This window comes from Pseudomonas sp. MWU16-30316 (genome assembly GCF_020515645.1).
Taxonomy (GTDB): Bacteria; Pseudomonadota; Gammaproteobacteria; order Pseudomonadales; family Pseudomonadaceae; genus Aquipseudomonas; species Aquipseudomonas cerasi.
In genome coordinates this window covers 600,722-617,799 of record NZ_JAIZAZ010000001.1, presented here as the reverse complement: position 1 = coordinate 617,799, position 17,078 = coordinate 600,722, and the positions used below count along the sequence as shown (strand labels likewise).

14 protein-coding genes are annotated in these 17,078 nt (G+C 59.0%); 10 read left to right on the top strand and 4 right to left on the bottom strand.

The annotated features are described in order from the left end of the window. The first annotated feature begins 61 nt into the window (after positions 1–61). The 5 genes from LCH65_RS02960 to LCH65_RS02940 all read left to right on the top strand — a co-directional run bounded on the left by LCH65_RS02960 (position 62) and on the right by LCH65_RS02940 (position 6,517). Entirely contained in the window at positions 62–1,756 is a 1,695-nt protein-coding gene (locus LCH65_RS02960) for a molecular chaperone HscC (RefSeq protein ID WP_074804964.1), read from the top strand. Continuing rightward, positions 1,753–3,300, top strand: a complete 1,548-nt coding sequence (locus tag LCH65_RS02955; RefSeq protein WP_226439127.1) for a J domain-containing protein — start codon at positions 1,753–1,755, stop codon at positions 3,298–3,300. The genes LCH65_RS02960 and LCH65_RS02955 overlap by 4 nt, the downstream gene beginning before the upstream one ends. A 215-nt stretch (positions 3,301–3,515) precedes the next feature. Further along, complete coding sequence (locus tag LCH65_RS02950; RefSeq protein ID WP_226439126.1) at positions 3,516–4,841, top strand: MFS transporter; 1,326 nt, start codon at positions 3,516–3,518, stop codon at positions 4,839–4,841. A 591-nt stretch (positions 4,842–5,432) separates the two neighbouring features. Beyond that, the gene (locus LCH65_RS02945; protein WP_226439125.1) at positions 5,433–5,750 is read left to right on the top strand and encodes a hypothetical protein; all 318 of its coding nucleotides are present in this window, start codon (positions 5,433–5,435) and stop codon (positions 5,748–5,750) included. Between the two features lie 143 nt (positions 5,751–5,893). Continuing rightward, positions 5,894–6,517, top strand: a complete 624-nt coding sequence (locus LCH65_RS02940; RefSeq protein ID WP_003406312.1) for a flavin reductase family protein — start codon at positions 5,894–5,896, stop codon at positions 6,515–6,517. Here the strand turns inward: LCH65_RS02940 and LCH65_RS02935 are convergent, their stop codons facing one another. Next, positions 6,518–6,757, bottom strand: coding sequence for a hypothetical protein (locus tag LCH65_RS02935; RefSeq protein WP_003406313.1), 240 nt, complete (start codon positions 6,755–6,757; stop codon positions 6,518–6,520). Positions 6,758–6,922: 165 nt separating this feature from the next. Between LCH65_RS02935 and LCH65_RS02930 the strand changes: the two genes are divergently transcribed. Together LCH65_RS02930 and LCH65_RS02925 are read left to right on the top strand one after the other, a co-directional pair. Next, the gene (locus LCH65_RS02930) at positions 6,923–7,093 is read left to right on the top strand and encodes a hypothetical protein (protein WP_164989056.1); all 171 of its coding nucleotides are present in this window, start codon (positions 6,923–6,925) and stop codon (positions 7,091–7,093) included. A 109-nt stretch (positions 7,094–7,202) separates the two neighbouring features. Then, positions 7,203–8,717: an MDR family MFS transporter gene (locus tag LCH65_RS02925; RefSeq protein ID WP_306424316.1), complete on the top strand. Its 1,515-nt coding sequence runs from the start codon at positions 7,203–7,205 to the stop codon at positions 8,715–8,717. 14 nt (positions 8,718–8,731) lie between these two features. Here the strand turns inward: LCH65_RS02925 and LCH65_RS02920 are convergent, their stop codons facing one another. The 3 genes from LCH65_RS02920 to LCH65_RS02910 form a co-directional block, all read right to left on the bottom strand. Beyond that, positions 8,732–9,865, bottom strand: coding sequence for a DUF3396 domain-containing protein (locus LCH65_RS02920; RefSeq protein ID WP_054082082.1), 1,134 nt, complete (start codon positions 9,863–9,865; stop codon positions 8,732–8,734). Beyond that, positions 9,846–10,049, bottom strand: coding sequence for a hypothetical protein (locus tag LCH65_RS02915; protein ID WP_054082081.1), 204 nt, complete (start codon positions 10,047–10,049; stop codon positions 9,846–9,848). The genes LCH65_RS02920 and LCH65_RS02915 overlap by 20 nt, the downstream gene beginning before the upstream one ends. Positions 10,050–10,341: 292 nt before the next feature. After that, positions 10,342–11,001, bottom strand: a complete 660-nt coding sequence (locus LCH65_RS02910) for a TetR family transcriptional regulator (RefSeq protein ID WP_003363819.1) — start codon at positions 10,999–11,001, stop codon at positions 10,342–10,344. Between the two features lie 254 nt (positions 11,002–11,255). On the opposite strand from LCH65_RS02910, the gene LCH65_RS02905 reads away from it, so the two are divergent. The 3 genes from LCH65_RS02905 to LCH65_RS02895 are packed head-to-tail and all read left to right on the top strand — an operon-like array spanning position 11,256 to position 17,011. Further along, positions 11,256–12,416: an efflux RND transporter periplasmic adaptor subunit gene (locus tag LCH65_RS02905; protein WP_003413226.1), complete on the top strand. Its 1,161-nt coding sequence runs from the start codon at positions 11,256–11,258 to the stop codon at positions 12,414–12,416. Between the two features lie 3 nt (positions 12,417–12,419). Continuing rightward, positions 12,420–15,554, top strand: a complete 3,135-nt coding sequence (locus LCH65_RS02900) for an efflux RND transporter permease subunit (protein WP_044308897.1) — start codon at positions 12,420–12,422, stop codon at positions 15,552–15,554. Next, a complete protein-coding gene (locus LCH65_RS02895) occupies positions 15,551–17,011 on the top strand; it encodes an AdeC/AdeK/OprM family multidrug efflux complex outer membrane factor (protein WP_003431378.1) in 1,461 nt (486 codons plus the stop codon). The genes LCH65_RS02900 and LCH65_RS02895 overlap by 4 nt, the downstream gene beginning before the upstream one ends. The last annotated feature ends 67 nt before the right edge of the window (positions 17,012–17,078 follow it).

Below are 17,078 nucleotides of genomic sequence, written 5' to 3'. Positions count from 1 at the left end.
TGCCTTGATTCAGAATCACGCAAAACATCGCAACACTCTTAGAGCAGGGAGCATTTTCGAGATGATCGTTGGTATTGATCTGGGGACTACCAACAGCCTGGTGGCTGTATGGCGCGACGGCAGCAGTGAACTGGTGACCAACGCACTGGGTGAAACTCTCACCCCCAGCGTTGTCGGGCTGGACGATGACGGGCAGATTCTGGTCGGCAAGGCGGCCCGCGAACGACTGCAGACTCACCCGGAAAAAACCACGGCCCTGTTCAAACGCTACATGGGCAGTGCCCAGGAAATTCGACTGGGCTCTGCTACTTACCGCCCGGAAGAGTTGTCCTCGCTGGTCCTCAAAAGCCTGAAAGCCGATGTCGAGCGCGCGTTTGGCGAGCCTGTCACGGAAGCGGTGATCAGCGTTCCGGCCTATTTCAGCGACGCTCAGCGTAAAGCCACGCGTATTGCCGGAGAGCTGGCGGGGCTCAAGGTCGAGAAGCTCATCAACGAGCCGACAGCGGCGGCACTCGCGTATGGCCTTCACCAGAAGGAAGGCGAAACTTCGTTTCTGGTCTTCGATCTGGGTGGTGGTACGTTCGACATCTCGATCCTCGAACTCTTCGACGGCGTGATGGAAGTGCGTGCCAGTGCGGGCGACAACTTTCTGGGGGGTGAAGATTTCGACCAGGTCATGGTCGAGCACTTCGTGAACCTGCACCGCGATGAGCCGGACTTCCCGTCAACGGAGCTGATTGCCCCGGCCTTGCGGCGCGAAGCCGAGCGAGTGCGCAGGGCTTTGGGTCAGGACGGAAGTGCCGACTTCGTATTGCGTCACGCCGAGAGGGAATGGCGCAAGACCATTACTCAAGAGCAGATGAGCGATTTTTATGCGCCCCTGCTTAACCGCCTGCGCGCTCCGGCCGAGCGTGCGCTTCGAGACGCGAGGATACGCGTCGCCGATCTGGATGAGATTCTGCTGGTGGGCGGTACAACGCGGATGCCACTGATCCGCAAGCTCGCCGCGAGCCTGTTCGGGCGCTTCCCTTCCATCGCACTCAACCCTGATGAAATCGTCGCACAGGGCGCCGCGGTGCAAGCGGCGCTCAAGCAGCGGGACGCAGCGCTGGAGGAGATCGTCCTCACCGACGTATGCCCTTACACGCTGGGAATCGAGACCATCGCGCAAATTGCCAATCGCTATGAAAGCGGTCATTACCTGCCCATTATCGAACGCAACAGCGTCGTACCGGTCAGCCGGGTAAAAACAGTTCAGACCGTCAGTGATGATCAGGAACACGTCATGGTGCGGATCTTTCAGGGCGAAAGTCGCATGGTCAAGGACAACATTGCGCTGGGTGAGCTCATCATTCCGATCCCCAAAGCCAAGGCCGGCGAAGTAGCGCTGGATGTGCGCTTTACCTATGACAACAACGGCCTGCTGGAGGCCGATGTGATGACACAGCTGACCGGGGAACGTCACAAGCTGGTTATCGAAAACAACCCTGGCGTGATGACGCCTGATGAAATACAGGAACGCCTTCAGGTACTCGAAGCGCTCAAAGTCCATCCACGCGAACAGCAGGCCAACACTCACCTGATCGCCAGACTTGAACGCCTGTACCAGGAATGCCTGGGCAGTGATCGAGAACTTATCGGTCATTGGACCAGCCAGTTTCAGCATGTGCTGGAGACACAGGACGAGCGGCAGATCAGCGAAATTCGCAGGCAACTCAAACAGGAAGTCGACACGTTCGAGCAGGGCGCAAGATGATCGACTGTTGGTCCGTACTTGAGCTGAATAACGATGCCGACGAGCGCAGCATCAAACGACAATATGCCCGGTTATTGAAGGTCAACCGTCCTGATGAAGACCCGGCAGCTTTCCAGAATCTGCGTGATGCCTATGAAGAGGCGCTGCAGCTGGCACGATCACGCGCGGACGAAGATGACCCGCCCGTCATGCTGCGCCAGCCTTTGCCTGAGCTCTCGCCTGCCCCCCTCCTGACAACGACTGTTATCGAGCAGCCCGATGGCATGGACTGGCTTCAACAGGTCAGGCAGACCACTGCGCAGAATCTGCCCGAGCAACAGCAGATCGCCATGGAGCACGGACAGGCGGAGCGCTTTCAACAACTGTTGCTGCTGGAGTGCCTGAACGACTCGGCGCGCCGTGTCGAGTTGATCAAAGCTGCATTTCAGCATTTGCGCTGGCTGACGGTATGGCAAAGCATTCATATCAGCAGCTACCAGCAGCACGCCTTGGCAGAGGCGATATTGCGCGAGGCGTTCGAAGCGTTCAGCGCACTCATCGAGAACGGGCAGCATGCGCGCTTCATTGAAGAACTTCGGGCGCTGGAACAACAGCCCTGGCTGACAGAACTGGAGCGTCGCGAGCATTTGCAATGCAGGTGCATGGTCTTGCTGATTGCCAGCCACCCTGTGACCTCTGACCTGCTGGAACAGACGCGCGCGGTATTTGGCTGGAACCTGCAGCAAAACCTCCACCCCGGTCCCGAAGACCTCTGGCAGGCGCTGCGCCAGCGATACGAAGAAGTGGAGTATGCCGAGCATCTGCAACGCCTGCTCGATGCCAAACCGAGCACTGCCGAAGGCAAGGCCGCGCATTTGATGTTCAAGCCGCCACGTCTGGCCGCGCGGATCCGTACCGCAGTCAAGCAAGACGCTTCGGTGTGGAACGCCTGCGCGCATATTCAGGAGCAGTTAACCGTTCACTACCCCGACGTCCTCAAGCGCTACCCCGAAGCGGACCTAAGCGCCTGGAAACTCATGCGTGAGCAGAGCGACTTCACGCCGCTCATCTGGGTCTACATAGGCGCGTTTCTGCTGGCGTTGCTGGCACCCCCGCCGGCGCCTGAAGGTGTGGAGTACGATCCAGGAACGCGGGTCCTCGTGCTATTCCTGTCACCGCTCTGGACAACCGTCGGCTTCTTCATCTTCATCTGCATATGGCGTCCGCTGATGGTTCTGGCAGAGCCAGCCGATGCGTGGCTGAGCAGCAAGTTACTGCCCAAGGTGCTGAGCTGGCCCGGTGCCCAGGCGCTGGTCTTGCGGCATGGCCTCCCCTTTTTGTTTCTGGGCCTTGTCCAGGTGCTCGACGGCCCGCGGACACTTCTGGCTTATCTGGTGCTGGCGGTGCTGTGGGTCGCCGTGTCGCCTTATCGCTACCTGTTTCAAACAGCGCCTATCCGGCAAAGGATTCGGCAGTTTTATGCAAGGCACACGATCATGGTGATCATCGGCACGCTGAGCATCGTCATGGCGGCGCTGTTGCTCTCCTCCAGACTGAGCGCTTGAGCGGTCTTCTGTCGGCAATCGACCAGAACGCCCTGCTGCGAGCGCTCCCATCGGCAAGAATCCGCTTACCTCAACCGGGCAGATAAGCGGATTCTTGCTCATCAAAGATTCCCGACGGCTCTAGAACAAGCCCTCATGGTCTGGCACAGCTCCTGCTATGTAACAGGCAGGGCACCCAATGCCTCCTTCCAAAAATAATGAAAACAAGGAACACCATGGAAACCTCCAATCCCGCCTCCCATGGGTCGGCTGCTACTGCTGCTGGCCAGAAAACCACCTCCAGCCGTCTCAAATCGATTTTCAGTGGCTCGGTCGGCAACATGGTCGAGTGGTACGACTGGTACGTCTACGCCGCCTTCTCGCTGTACTTCGCCAAAGCCTTCTTTCCCAAGGGCGACACCACCGCGCAGCTGCTCAACACCGCCGCGATCTTCGCCGTCGGCTTTCTGATGCGGCCCATCGGTGGCTGGCTGATGGGGCTTTACGCCGACTACAAAGGGCGCAAGGCTGCGCTGATGGCCTCGGTGCTGCTGATGTGCTTCGGCTCGCTGATCATTGCCCTGACACCAGGCTATGACAGCATCGGCGTCGGTGCTCCGATCCTGCTGGTGTTCGCCCGCTTGCTGCAGGGGCTGTCTGTCGGCGGTGAATACGGCACGTCCGCCACCTACCTGAGCGAAATGGCGACCAAGGAACGTCGCGGCTTTTTCTCCAGCTTTCAGTACGTGACGCTGATTTCCGGCCAGCTCATCGCACTGGGCGTGCTGATCGTGCTGCAACAGACGCTGACCACCGAGCAACTGTATGCCTGGGGCTGGCGCATCCCGTTCGTCATCGGTGCCCTGTGCGCAATCGTCGCGCTGTTCCTGCGTCGTGGCATGGAAGAAACCGAATCGTTCACGCGCAAGAAGAAGGAAAAGCCCAAGGAAAGCCTGATGCGCACGCTGATGCGTCATCCCAAGGAACTGATGACCGTCGTCGGTCTGACCATGGGCGGGACACTGGCTTTTTACACCTACACCACTTACATGCAGAAGTATCTGGTCAACACCGTCGGCATGAGCATCACCGACTCGACGTCGATATCAGCGGCAACACTGTTTCTGTTCATGCTGTTGCAACCGATCGTCGGCGCGCTGTCCGACAAGGTCGGGCGTCGTCCGATCCTCATTGCGTTCGGCGTGTTGGGAACGCTGTGTACCGTACCGATCCTGACCACGCTGCATACCATTCAGACATGGTGGGGTGCGTTCTTCCTGATCATGGCGGCGCTGATCATCGTCAGCGGTTATACCTCGATCAACGCAGTGGTGAAGGCCGAGCTGTTTCCGACCGAGATCCGCGCGCTGGGCGTCGGCCTGCCTTACGCCCTGACGGTATCGATCTTCGGCGGTACTGCGGAATACATCGCGCTGTGGTTCAAGAGCATCGGTATGGAAACCGGTTACTACTGGTACGTCACTGCCTGTATCGCCTGCTCGCTGCTGGTGTATGTGTTCATGAAAGATACCCGCAAGCACTCGCGCATCGAAACCGACTGATCGGATTGCGACGATTCTCGTGCCCAGGCTCCGCTCTCATCGTTATATATAAATCTCGTAGGAGCGAGCTTGCTCGCGAAGAGGCCGGTACAACCTCCAGAAATAGAGCGTTATGACTGACTCTTCGTGAGCAATGGGGATCGCCGCCCCGTTCACTCCATTTTTCGGGCTTATCGAGACCTGTATATAACGCTGAGGACTCTGCCAAGGCACGAGAGTCATCAAGCTCGCTTACAACGATCAATATCATCGTCCGCATCGATACATCAGCCGCTACAAAACAATCAATTACATCCATGACCTGCAACAAAGTGTTACAGGGCGGTGCATCATTTGGCCAACTTTCAGCAATAACCGCTTGAATTAGCTGTACTTTTAATTTGTCAAGGGCCTTTATTACAAGACTTTTCAAGAATTGCACCACAATAATGCAACCCCGCCTGAAAGGCCCGAAACCAGAGCATTACAGCCAACTATCATTTTCAGCGATGATCGCTAGCAATCCTATTAACTTCTTAATAATCCGCTGGCGCGTAGCATTGCCTCCATACCGGGATGACAACTCACCCGACACTCATTGGAGACATCATCATGAAAACCAACACATTGATCTTTGGCCTGGCTATCTCTGTTCTGGCTTCCAGCGCATTTGCACTTCCAGTCACCCACGTTCAAAGCGACCTGTCCAGCGCCACCCTCGTTGCTGAAGGCGGTACCAAACATACCAACGTCGGCTCGATCCGCGTATCTGCTGACGGCGCAGATCACGTCGGTGCCAATCGTCTGGCCACTGATGGTGCAGATCGTGTAGGTGCCAACCGTCAGGCTGCCGATGGTGCAGACCACGTCGGTGCCAATCGTCTTGCGGCAGACGGTGCAGATCGCGTAGGCGCCAATCGTCTGGGCTGATCGCTCACGCAACATCCCAAGCCCGGCCAATGTCGGGCTTCTTCATGTCTGGCTCAGAGTGAAACACGCGAACTGCTCTGGCATCCTCTGCAAATGCGCAGCACTATGCTGACATCCATTATTGAGCCCATCAGGAACCGAGCATGTCAGACGCTATTCACTCCTACGAGCCTTCCAAGGGTCACGGCCTGCCGCACGACCCGTTCAACGCGATTGTAGGCCCACGCCCGATTGGCTGGATTTCGTCGCAGGATGCCAACGGCAAACTCAACCTGGCACCTTACAGCTTCTTCAATGCGTTCAACTACGTGCCGCCGATCATCGGGTTCTGCAGCGTGGGTCGCAAGGACAGCCTCAATAATATCGAGCAGACCGGCGAGTTCGTCTGGAACCTGGCGACCCGCTCGCTGGCCGAAGCCATGAACCAGAGCTGCGCACCGGTAGCGCCGGATGTCAGCGAATTCGAGCTGGCAAACCTGACACCACTGGCCTCGCAGATCGTCTCGGTGCCGCGTGTACTCGAAACGCCGGTGTCGTTCGAGTGCAAGGTCACGCAGATCATTCAGTTGCAACGCGCCGACAAGGAACTGGTGCCCAGCTGGTTGATTCTGGGCGAGGTCGTGGCGGTGCACATCGACAAGTCACTGCTCAAGGACGGTGTTTACGACACTGCCGCCGCCGAGCCGATTCTGCGCGGCGGTGGCCCGGCGGATTACTTCCAGCTTGGCCCGGAAGCGCTGTTCAAGATGTTCCGCCCAGGCGCCTGATCAGGCGTCAGCCCAGACCGGTTCGCCCTCTGCATCAATATCGACCAGCCGCTGCAGCTCTTGCACAGCGGCCAGGTCGGCATCATCGGCGGTCTTGAATTTCTGGTCCGGCAGCAGCGCATGGAAGCGCGGTGCGCCGCCGGCACCCAGCGCCTTTACGGCAATCGCCGCGTTATAACCCTGCTCGGACGGCATCACTGCCGAGACCACTTCAAACCCGTTGTATTCCTTGCGTGCCATGTGTCTCAACCCTGCCAATACGTCAAAGCGCGAATTCTAGCGCGTCTTCCGGTTCGTCCGACATGCGGCATTCAGCGATAACGGCAACCGACGCAAAACCCAACCTTGTCCTACACTCTAATCAGTTCTTTCAAACTGCTCTGTAGCCGAGGTAAGGAGTGCGTCATGAAAGCAATAACAAGAAAATGCATGGTTGTCGCAGGAGCTCTGGCGGTATTGGCCGTCTACACCGCCGGCGCCTATCGTAACGAACTGGCGCGCCAGGCCCCTTATGTCTCCAGCTGTACGTTTGGCCATTGCGTGCCAACCGATGCCACCTTCAGCGCCTTGCGATGAGGCTCGCACAGCGTGAATTGCATCGCCATTCCGCAAAGGCACCTATCGATTAGCAAGCTATCGGATTAGACTGGCCAGACTCTCCCGCCACACTTGCGGCGGGTCAACACTGCCATCAGGTTTTGCCTTGACCAGTCTTACTCATACGCCTCCGGCCATTCGTAGCATCCTGTTTGCGTTGATGATGGCAGTCCTGCTCAGCGCGCTGGACCAAACCATCGTCGCGGTCTCGATGCCTGCCATTTCCGCCCAGTTCAGGGACATCGATCTACTGGCGTGGGTTATTTCCGCCTACATGGTGTCGCTGACCGTGGCTGTGCCCATCTACGGCAAGCTCGGCGATCTTTACGGGCGACGTAAACTGATGCTGTTCGGGCTGGGGATTTTTACCCTGGCCTCGCTGTTCTGTGGTCTGGCGCAAAGCATGGAACAACTGGTGCTGGCGCGCGTCCTTCAGGGTATCGGCGCGGGCGGGATGGTTTCGGTCAGCCAGGCGATCATCGCCGACATCGTTCCACCTCGTGAGCGCGGCCGTTATCAGGGTTACTTCAGCAGCATGTACGCCGTGGCCAGCGTCGCCGGGCCGGTACTCGGTGGCCTGATGACTGAATACCTGTCCTGGCGCTGGGTGTTTCTGATCAATCTGCCATTGGGGGCCGCCGCGCTGATCGTCGCGTATCGGACCCTCGTCGGCCTGCCAGTACCGCAACGCAAGCCGATTATCGATTATCTGGGTACCGTGCTGATGATCATCGGCCTGACAGCACTGCTGCTGGGGATTACCGAGATTGGCCAAGGGCACGGTCTGGACGATACCGAGGTTCAGTTGTTACTGGGCACCGCCCTGCTGACACTGGCTATTTTCGTCTGGTATGAACGTCGCACGGCCGAACCCTTGCTGCCCATGCATCTGTTCACCAACAAGAGCGCGGTGCTGTGCTGGTGCACCGTGTTCTTCACCAGCTTTCAGGCCATCTCCCTGATTGTCCTGATGCCGCTGCGTTACCAGACCGTCACCGGTGGCGGAGCAGACAGCGCCGCCCTGCACTTGCTTCCGCTGGCGATCGGCATGCCGATGGGTGCCTATTTCGCCGGGCGACGCACCGCGCATACCGGGCGCTACAAGCCGCTTATCCTGACCGGTGCGCTGCTGATGCCGATTGCGATTCTGGGCATGGCCTTCACGCCGCCGCAATCGCTGATAGTGATGAGCCTGTTCATGATTCTCACGGGGGTTGCGACCGGCATGCAGTTCCCCACCTCATTGGTGGGCACTCAGAATTCGGTTCAGCCGCGGGATATGGGCGTGGCCACCAGCACGACCAATCTATTCCGCTCGCTGGGTGGCGCCGTGGGCGTGGCACTGATGTCGGCGCTGCTGCTGGCCATGTTGCAGCACACCGGCGTCGGTCAACTCGGTGCAGGGGCGCTGGGTGGCGAAGGCAGCTCCGGCAACGTCCTGCTCGACAGTCTGAACGCGGCCACCGGACCCGCGCTGGAAACCCTGCGCGCCGAACTGGCACTGACCTTTAGAAACCTGCTGATCACCAGCGCGGCCATTTCGCTGCTCGGCCTTGCGGCAGCCGCAGTGATGCCCAATACGCTATTGCGAGGACGGGACTGATTCGCTTCTCGGGCTCAGGAAGGCATCCCGGCCCAGAACCACTGCGTTTTCTTGCTCTTTATATGGGCAAACTCAGGCATCAGTTCGCCCTCATCGAAGTGCCGACGGGAGCCTGACTGAGCGCTGCTGAACCAACTGCCTGAGCGAGGGCATACTTGCCCGGCATCGACCGGCGGCAGCGGCTTTTCATCGAATCGCGCATACCACTGCGCAGTGGTTTCATCGGTAAAGCCAATTCCTGGAGCCAGGTAGGGATGAAGATTGCCGGTGTCCTGCAAGCGGATTGGCTTGATCATCCTGTTGACCGTCACATAAGGCTTTGGCGGCGGCAGCCCTCGCCCACCCAGCTCGGGCACCTCACCGGCGCGAATGATCAGGCCGTTGCGGTAGGTGTGGAACACGATCTCGCTGTGTGCACTCATCTCGCCGCGCATTTTGTCACTGCCTCCCAACTGCCTGACGAACGCATCACCGAGCACGGTGTACCAACTGACACCCTTGATACGGTCCAGCAGGCGCAGGCTTTCAATGTGCGGGCCGGGGTCGACCATCAGCCCGCTGTAATCCTGAGCCAGCCGATATTCCCAAGGCAAATACTGATGACCGTCACACGGCAACACGCAGGCAAGACCACCAAAGCCGTGCTCGGCCTGCAGTTCGCTGCTGAGGTACCTGATCCAGTTCTCGTAATGCTTCAACCCCTCGGGCTCGGTCAGATACGACCAGGGCAAGACCATTTTCAGACACGATCGATCGTTGTCGGCCTGCCCCTCCGAGGTGTTCATCACAAACAGGCTGTAGGTGGCGACTTCAGCCTGAGTCGCACTGGCGATAGACCAGATGAACTGCTCGTCTGGCGGACTCTCGACAATCTGACGCCGGGTCGAGGCAAACCCGGCGCCGCTCAGGCGCCGCATGCGTTTGAACAGTTGCCATTTGAGTTTCGTTTTGAACGCGTCATAGAAGCGCGAAAAACAGGCCTCGACGCGACGCTTCATCTCCACGCTGTGGCCGTTGCGAAAATACAGCGTGGTGATCAACCCCAATCGAATGACCGGTGTGCCCAATACGGAATCCATGGCCACACGCTCGGATTGTTGCGTGATCCTGGCCAATAACCTCACAGCGTCAGTTGCAGTATCCGACATGCTCCGCCCTCCCATTATTCGCGGAAGTCAGGTTTTTGCGCGTGCGTGCATGCCCTTCACAGGTTTTGATCAGCCCGGAAATCTCCCCGCTCATGGGGTAGCCGAGGCCCTGCCCGCCCGATTGGACATCAACGTAACTGGCGATGATTTCAGGGCACATAAGCGCAAGATCCGGCAAAAACATGCAACTTTCCTCTCTTCTGTTCTTTCAGGGGGCGAAGAGTGAAGGGAGTTTTCCTGCGGAGCAATACTCGGAATTTACTTTGGGAAATCAGCTACATGTATCAGGAAATGTCCTACCTGCTTCCTACAATATCTTGTCAGATCAACGCTCGCCGATGCTTGCACGGCGAGCGCAATCCATGAATACCGATAAACGATCGGTAAACCCGCTATATAAGAGGCACGAATTGGAGTTAGGCTCTGCACAGAGTCGCTGGGAGGCGGAACCGGCGGGTGCCGCCGGTCATGTTCAGTCAGACGCCAGTCGTTGAGCGAGTGTCATTGATCAGCAACGTCGGACTGAAGCGCAGCATGTCCAGACACACGTCGACCAATTGCTCGGCCTCTGCGGGCAACGAGAAGCTGTCCGGGACCAGCAGCCACTGATAGATGATGCCATTGACGTAGGCAAACAGGGCCACTGCAGCCCGGGCCGTGTCCAGCCCTTTGGGCAATTGTCCCTGGCGTACGGCATTGTTCAGCCCCAGGGTGATACGGTCGTGGCACTGTATGGCGTTGTCCTGGCGCTGACGACGAAAATCACACATCTCGTCGGTAAACTCGCACTTGTGAAACAGGATTTCATTGATGCGACGGGTTTTCGGGTCCAGTGCGAGTTCATGAAACAGGTGAATCAACAGATTTCTCATGCAGCCCAGCGGGTCTTCCTCGTCCTCGCTCTGACTGGCCTCCGCCATTTCGTCGAGAGGCTCCTGAAGACTGTCGAGCATGGCCTGCACCAGATCGGCCTTATTATTGAAGTGCCAATAAATGGCGCCTCGCGTCACACCGGCAAGCGTCGCAATATCGGCCAGCGTGGTGCGGGCGACGCCTCGCTCATAAAAAGCCTGCTCGGCAGCCTCCAGGATCTGGCTGCGAGTGATCTGAGCTTCCTCTTTGGTGCGACGAACCATGGCAATAAGACCTCAAAAAATTCACCTCAGGCACGCGTCTTGCGTCATGCCTCGAGATATGGCCGGGCGGCATTTGTCTCGCCTTGTCCCGAATCGGCTCCCGGCTCCCTGAATAGTGGCCGAATGCGCATTGCGGTGTTTACAAACAGCCGCGAATGTAAGTATATTCCTTAGCATGCTACTTATCTAGCCGAAATATTTTTTTACACTTCAACGTACTGTTGAGATAACAGGCTCCTGCCCCGAGGATCTTCATGCAATTCAAGCCAGCTGTTACCGTTCTGGTCACTGCCGTCGCCCTGGCAACCCTGCTCAGTGGCTGTAGCAAGAAGGAACAGGCCGCCCCGCCTGCGCAAACCCCTCAGGTAGGCGTCGTTACCATCAAAGCACAGCCGTATACCCTGACCACCGAGCTGCCAGGCCGGACCACCGCCTTCCGCGTCGCCGAGGTTCGCCCTCAGGTCAACGGCATCATTCTCAAGCGTCTGTTCACCGAAGGTGGCGATGTCAAAGCCGGTCAGCAGCTCTATCAGATCGACCCGGCTGTCTATGAGGCCAACGCCAACAGCGCCAAGGCCACCCTGCAGTCCGCCAAGTCGATGTCCGACCGCTACAAGCAACTGGTCAGCGAGCAAGCGGTAAGCCGTCAGGAATACGACACGGCGCTGGCCTCCACCCAGGAAGCTCAGGCTACCCTGCAGACCGCCCAGATCAACCTGCGCTACACCAAGGTGCTGGCCCCTATTTCCGGCCGTATCGGTCGCTCTGCGGTGACTGAAGGCGCATTGGTGAGCAGCGCGCAGACCGACGCGATGGCAACCATCCAGCAGCTCGATCCGATCTATGTCGACGTGGTGCAGTCGTCTGCCGACATGCTCAAGCTGCGCAGCGATCTGGACAGCGGCAAGCTGCAGAAAGCCGGCGACAACGCCGCCAAGGTCAAGCTGACACTGGAAGACAACAGCGTCTACGGCCAGGAAGGCAAACTGGAATTCGCCGAAGTGTCGGTTGACCAGACCACCGGCTCCGTGACCCTGCGTGCCGTGTTCCCGAACCCTGAACACCGTCTGCTGCCGGGCATGTTCGTTCACGCCCAATTGCAGGCTGGCGTCAACTCGAAAGCCATTCTGGCACCGCAGCAAGGCGTGACCCGCGACCTGAAAGGCACGCCGACCGCCATGGTCGTCAATCAGGACAACAAGGTTGAAATGCGTACGCTGGTGGCCAATCGCACCGTGGGCAGCGACTGGCTGATCGAAGACGGCCTGAAGGAAGGCGATCGTGTCATCACCGAAGGCTTGCAGTACGTCAAACCCGGCGCCGAAGTGAAAGTCGCCGAAGCGACCAACGTCAAAGGAGCAAACCCGGCACCTGCCCCGGCCACTGATAAAGCCGCAGGCAGCAAAGGGGAGTAACCCATGTCGAAATTTTTTATTGATCGACCCATTTTTGCCTGGGTTATTGCCCTCGTGATCATGCTGGTCGGCGCGCTGTCGATTTCCAGCCTGCCGATCAATCAGTACCCGAGCATCGCACCGCCTGCCATCGGTATCCAGGTCACCTATCCGGGCGCGTCTGCCCAGACGGTGCAGGACACGGTGGTTCAGGTCATCGAGCAACAGCTCAACGGTATCGATAACCTGCGTTATGTCAGCTCGGAAAGTAACTCCGACGGCAGCATGACCATCACGGCGACCTTCAATCAGGGCACCAACCCGGATACGGCGCAGGTACAGGTACAGAACAAGCTCAACCTCGCCACCCCGCTGCTGCCGCAGGAAGTGCAGCAACAGGGTATCCGCGTCACCAAGGCAGTGAAGAACTTCCTGATGGTGATCGGCCTGGTGTCGGAAGACGGCAGCATGGGCAAGGAAGACCTGGCCAACTACATCGTGTCGAACATGCAGGACCCGATCTCGCGGACCTCCGGTGTGGGTGACTTCCAGGTGTTCGGTTCGCAGTACGCCATGCGTATCTGGCTCGATCCGGCCAAGCTGAACAACTTCCAGCTGACGCCAGTGGACGTGAAAGACGCGATCACCGCGCAGAACGTCCAGGTGTCGTCCGGCCAGTTGGGCGGCCTGCCATCGATCAGCGGCCAGCAGTTGAACGCCACGATCATCGGCAAGACCCGTCTGCAGACCGCCGAGCAGTTCGGCAATATCTTCCTCAAGGTCAACACCGACGGCTCGCAGGTTCGCCTGAAAGACGTCGCCACCGTGGGCCTGGGCGCAGAGAACTACAGCACCGACTCGCAGTTCGACGGCAAACCGGCTTCCGGTCTGGCCATCAAACTCGCCACCGGCGCCAACGCACTGGACACCGCCAAGGCCATCCGCGCGACCGTTTCCTCGCTGGAGCCGTTCTTCCCGCCTGGCATGAAAGTCGTGTACCCGTATGACACCACACCGGTGGTCAGCGAATCGATCAACGGCGTGGTGCACACCCTGATCGAAGCGATCGTGCTGGTGTTCCTGGTGATGTACCTGTTCCTGCAGAACTTCCGCGCAACCATCATCACCACGATGACGGTTCCGGTGGTCTTGCTGGGTACGTTCGGTATCCTCGCGGCCTTCGGCTTCACCATCAACACCCTGACCATGTTCGGTATGGTGCTGGCCATCGGCTTGCTGGTGGACGATGCGATTGTCGTGGTGGAAAACGTCGAGCGGGTCATGGAGGAGGAAAAGCTCTCCCCGCGCGACGCCACGATCAAATCCATGACTCAGATTCAGGGCGCGCTGGTCGGTATTGCCCTGGTGCTCTCGGCGGTTCTGTTGCCAATGGCGTTCTTCGGCGGCTCCACCGGGGTGATCTACAAGCAGTTCTCGATCACCATCGTCTCGGCCATGGCCCTGTCGGTCGTGGTTGCGCTGATCTTCACCCCGGCGCTGTGCGCCACCATGCTCAAGCCCATCGATCACGAGAAGCACGGGCAACCGAAACGTGGTTTCTTCGGCTGGTTCAACCGCACCTTCGACCGCAGCGTTCTGAGTTACGAGCGCGGCGTCGGCAACATGCTCAAGCACAAGTGGCCTGCGTATCTGGGTTACATACTGATCTGTGCGGGCATGGTGTTCATGTTCATGCGTATTCCGGCTGCGTTCCTGCCCGAAGAAGACCAGGGCGTTATCTTCGCCCAGATCCAGACACCGGCCGGCTCCTCGACCGCGCGTACGCAGGAAGTCATCGATCAGATGCGTGAGTACCTGCTGACCAAGGAAAGCGGCGCAGTGAAGTCGGTGTTCTCGGTAAACGGCTTCAACTTCGCGGGCCGCGGTCAAAGCTCGGCGATTGCCTTCGTGATGCTCAAGCCGTGGGAGGAGCGTGATTCCAATAACAGCGTCTTCGAACTGGCCAAGCGGGCTCAGGGCTATTTCTTCAGCCTGCGCGACGCGATGGTGTTTGCGGTCGTCCCGCCTTCGGTACTCGAACTGGGTAACGCCACCGGCTTCGACGTTTACTTGCAGGATCAGGGCGGCGTGGGTCACGACAAGCTGATGGAAGCGCGTAACCAGTTCCTCGGCATGGCCGCACAGAGCAAGATTCTGGCGGGCGTACGTCCGAACGGGCTGAACGACGAACCGCAGTACCAACTGATCATCGACGATGAGCGCGCCAGTGCATTGGGCATCACTCTGTCGGACATCAACAACACCCTGTCCATCGCGTTGGGTGGCAGCTACGTCAACGACTTCATCGACCGTGGCCGTGTGAAGAAGGTGTACATCCAGGGCGATGCAGGTGCGCGTATGACACCTGAAGACCTGAAGAAATGGTACGTGCGCAACAGCGCGGGTGAGATGGTGCCGTTCTCGGCCTTCGCCAGCGGCAAATGGTCCTACGGCTCGCCGAAACTGTCACGCTACAACGGCGTGGCGGCAGAGGAAGTGCTCGGTACTCCCGCCCCTGGTTACAGCAGCGGCGAGGCAATGGCTGAAGTCGAGGCGCTGGCCAAGAAGCTGCCACAAGGTATCGGCATTTCGTGGACCGGTCTGTCCTACGAGGAACGCCTGTCCGGATCGCAGGCCCCTGCCCTGTATGCCCTGTCGTTGCTGGTAGTGTTTCTCTGTCTGGCGGCGCTGTATGAAAGCTGGTCGATTCCGATCGCGGTCATCCTCGTGGTGCCACTGGGGGTTATCGGTGCACTGATGGCAACCAGCCTGCGCGGTCTGTCCAACGACGTGTTTTTCCAGGTCGGGCTGCTGGTGACGGTAGGTCTGGCGGCGAAAAACGCCATTCTGATCGTCGAGTTCGCCAAAGAGCTTCACGAACAGGGCAAGAGCCTGGTCGACTCGGCGATCGAGGCCTGCCGCATGCGTCTGCGCCCGATCATCATGACCTCCATGGCCTTCATCCTCGGCGTTGTACCGCTGGCGATTTCCTCGGGCGCAGGTTCGGGCAGTCAGCATTCGATCGGTACAGGCGTAATTGGCGGTATGATCACCGCAGTTATTCTGGCGATCTTCTGGGTGCCCCTGTTCTTCGTAACGGTTTCGGGGCTCTTCAAGAGCAAGCAGAAACATATTTCACACGATGAGGCTGGCCAATGAGCAAGTCATTGATCTCACTTGCAGTTACCGCGTTCATTCTCGGCGGCTGCTCTTTGATCCCCGATTACAAGCAGCCGGAAGCACCGGTCGCCGCACAATATCCGCAAGGGCCGGCGTACTCGCCGGTCGAAGGCGCCAAAATGGCCGCCGCGGAACAAGGCTGGCGGCACTTCTTCAATGACCCGGCGCTGCAACAGCTGATTCAGACTGCACTGCTCAACAACCGTGACCTGCGGGTTGCGGCGCTGAACATCGACGCTTACCGCGCCCAGTACCGTATCCAGCGCTCGGACCTGTTCCCTGCTGTTTCGGCCACCGGCAGCGGTACACGTCAGCGCGTGCCAGCCGACCAGTCGCAAACCGGTCAGTCCGGCATCACCAGCAGCTACTCGGCCAGCCTCGGCGTCAGCTCGTACGAGCTGGACCTCTTCGGCCGGGTCCGCAGCCTCAGCGAGCAGGCGCTGGAGACCTACTTCGCCAGCGAGGAAGCGCGTCGCAGCACCCAGATCAGTCTGGTGGCCAGCGTCGCCAATGCCTACATGACCTGGCAGGCCGACAAGGAACTGCTCAAGCTGACGCAGGACACCCTGAAGACCTACGAAGAAAGCTTCCGCCTGACCTCGCGTGCCAGCGAAGTCGGCGTTTCTTCGGCACTGGACCTGAGCCAGTCGCGCACCGCCGTCGAAAGCGCGCGCGCCAAACTGGCCCAGTACCAGCGCCTGGTTGCCCAGGATCAGAACAGCCTGGTGCTGCTGCTCGGCACCAGCCTGCCTGACAATCTGCCGGCCAGCCACTTGCTCGATTCCGACATGCTGACCGAAATGCCGGCAGGCCTGCCGTCCGACCTGCTGCAGCGTCGTCCGGACATTCTGGAGGCCGAGCACTCGCTCAAGGCGGCCAACGCCAACATCGGCGCGGCACGTGCGGCGTTCTTCCCGAGCATCAGCCTGACGGCCAGTGCCGGGACCAGCAGCAGCGAGCTGTCCGGCCTGTTCAAGGGCGGATCGGGTGCCTGGCTGTTCCAGCCAAGCATCAACATCCCGATCTTCAACGCCGGCAACCTGCGCGCCAGCCTGGACTACTCGAAAATCCAGAAGGAAATCAGCGTCGCCAACTACGAGAAGGCGATTCAGACCGCTTTCCAGGAAGTGTCCGACGGCCTGGCTTCACGCAAGACCTATGACGAGCAGCTCCAGGCGCAACGCGACTTCGTCGCAGCCAACCAGGACTACTACCGTCTGGCCGAGCGTCGCTACCGGATCGGCATCGACAGCAACCTGACCTTCCTCGACGCCCAGCGCTCGCTGTTCAGTGCGCAGCAAACGCTGATCACCGATCGCCTGTCGCAGCTGACCAGCGAGGTCAACCTGTACAAGGCCCTCGGCGGCGGCTGGTATGAAAGAACCGGACAGACCGAAACCATCTCCAAGGAGAAGCCTTCGGTTCAGCTGTTCTGATTGACAGCGGCACACAAAAAAACCACCTGATCAGGTGGTTTTTTTGTGGCCGAAACAAACCCTGCGA

What these genes read in the sequence shown, in the direction of transcription:
- LCH65_RS02960 (WP_074804964.1), top strand. Translation starts at nt 62, where the DNA reads ATGATCGTTGGTATTGATCTGGGGACTACCAACAGCCTGGTGGCTGTA.
- LCH65_RS02955 (WP_226439127.1), top strand. Translation starts at nt 1,753, where the DNA reads ATGATCGACTGTTGGTCCGTACTTGAGCTGAATAACGATGCCGACGAG.
- LCH65_RS02950 (WP_226439126.1), top strand. Translation starts at nt 3,516, where the DNA reads ATGGAAACCTCCAATCCCGCCTCCCATGGGTCGGCTGCTACTGCTGCT.
- LCH65_RS02945 (WP_226439125.1), top strand. Translation starts at nt 5,433, where the DNA reads ATGAAAACCAACACATTGATCTTTGGCCTGGCTATCTCTGTTCTGGCT.
- LCH65_RS02940 (WP_003406312.1), top strand. Translation starts at nt 5,894, where the DNA reads ATGTCAGACGCTATTCACTCCTACGAGCCTTCCAAGGGTCACGGCCTG.
- LCH65_RS02935 (WP_003406313.1), bottom strand. Translation starts at nt 6,757, where the DNA reads ATGGCACGCAAGGAATACAACGGGTTTGAAGTGGTCTCGGCAGTGATG.
- LCH65_RS02930 (WP_164989056.1), top strand. Translation starts at nt 6,923, where the DNA reads ATGAAAGCAATAACAAGAAAATGCATGGTTGTCGCAGGAGCTCTGGCG.
- LCH65_RS02920 (WP_054082082.1), bottom strand. Translation starts at nt 9,865, where the DNA reads ATGTCGGATACTGCAACTGACGCTGTGAGGTTATTGGCCAGGATCACG.
- LCH65_RS02915 (WP_054082081.1), bottom strand. Translation starts at nt 10,049, where the DNA reads ATGTTTTTGCCGGATCTTGCGCTTATGTGCCCTGAAATCATCGCCAGT.
- LCH65_RS02910 (WP_003363819.1), bottom strand. Translation starts at nt 11,001, where the DNA reads ATGGTTCGTCGCACCAAAGAGGAAGCTCAGATCACTCGCAGCCAGATC.
- LCH65_RS02905 (WP_003413226.1), top strand. Translation starts at nt 11,256, where the DNA reads ATGCAATTCAAGCCAGCTGTTACCGTTCTGGTCACTGCCGTCGCCCTG.
- LCH65_RS02900 (WP_044308897.1), top strand. Translation starts at nt 12,420, where the DNA reads ATGTCGAAATTTTTTATTGATCGACCCATTTTTGCCTGGGTTATTGCC.
- LCH65_RS02895 (WP_003431378.1), top strand. Translation starts at nt 15,551, where the DNA reads ATGAGCAAGTCATTGATCTCACTTGCAGTTACCGCGTTCATTCTCGGC.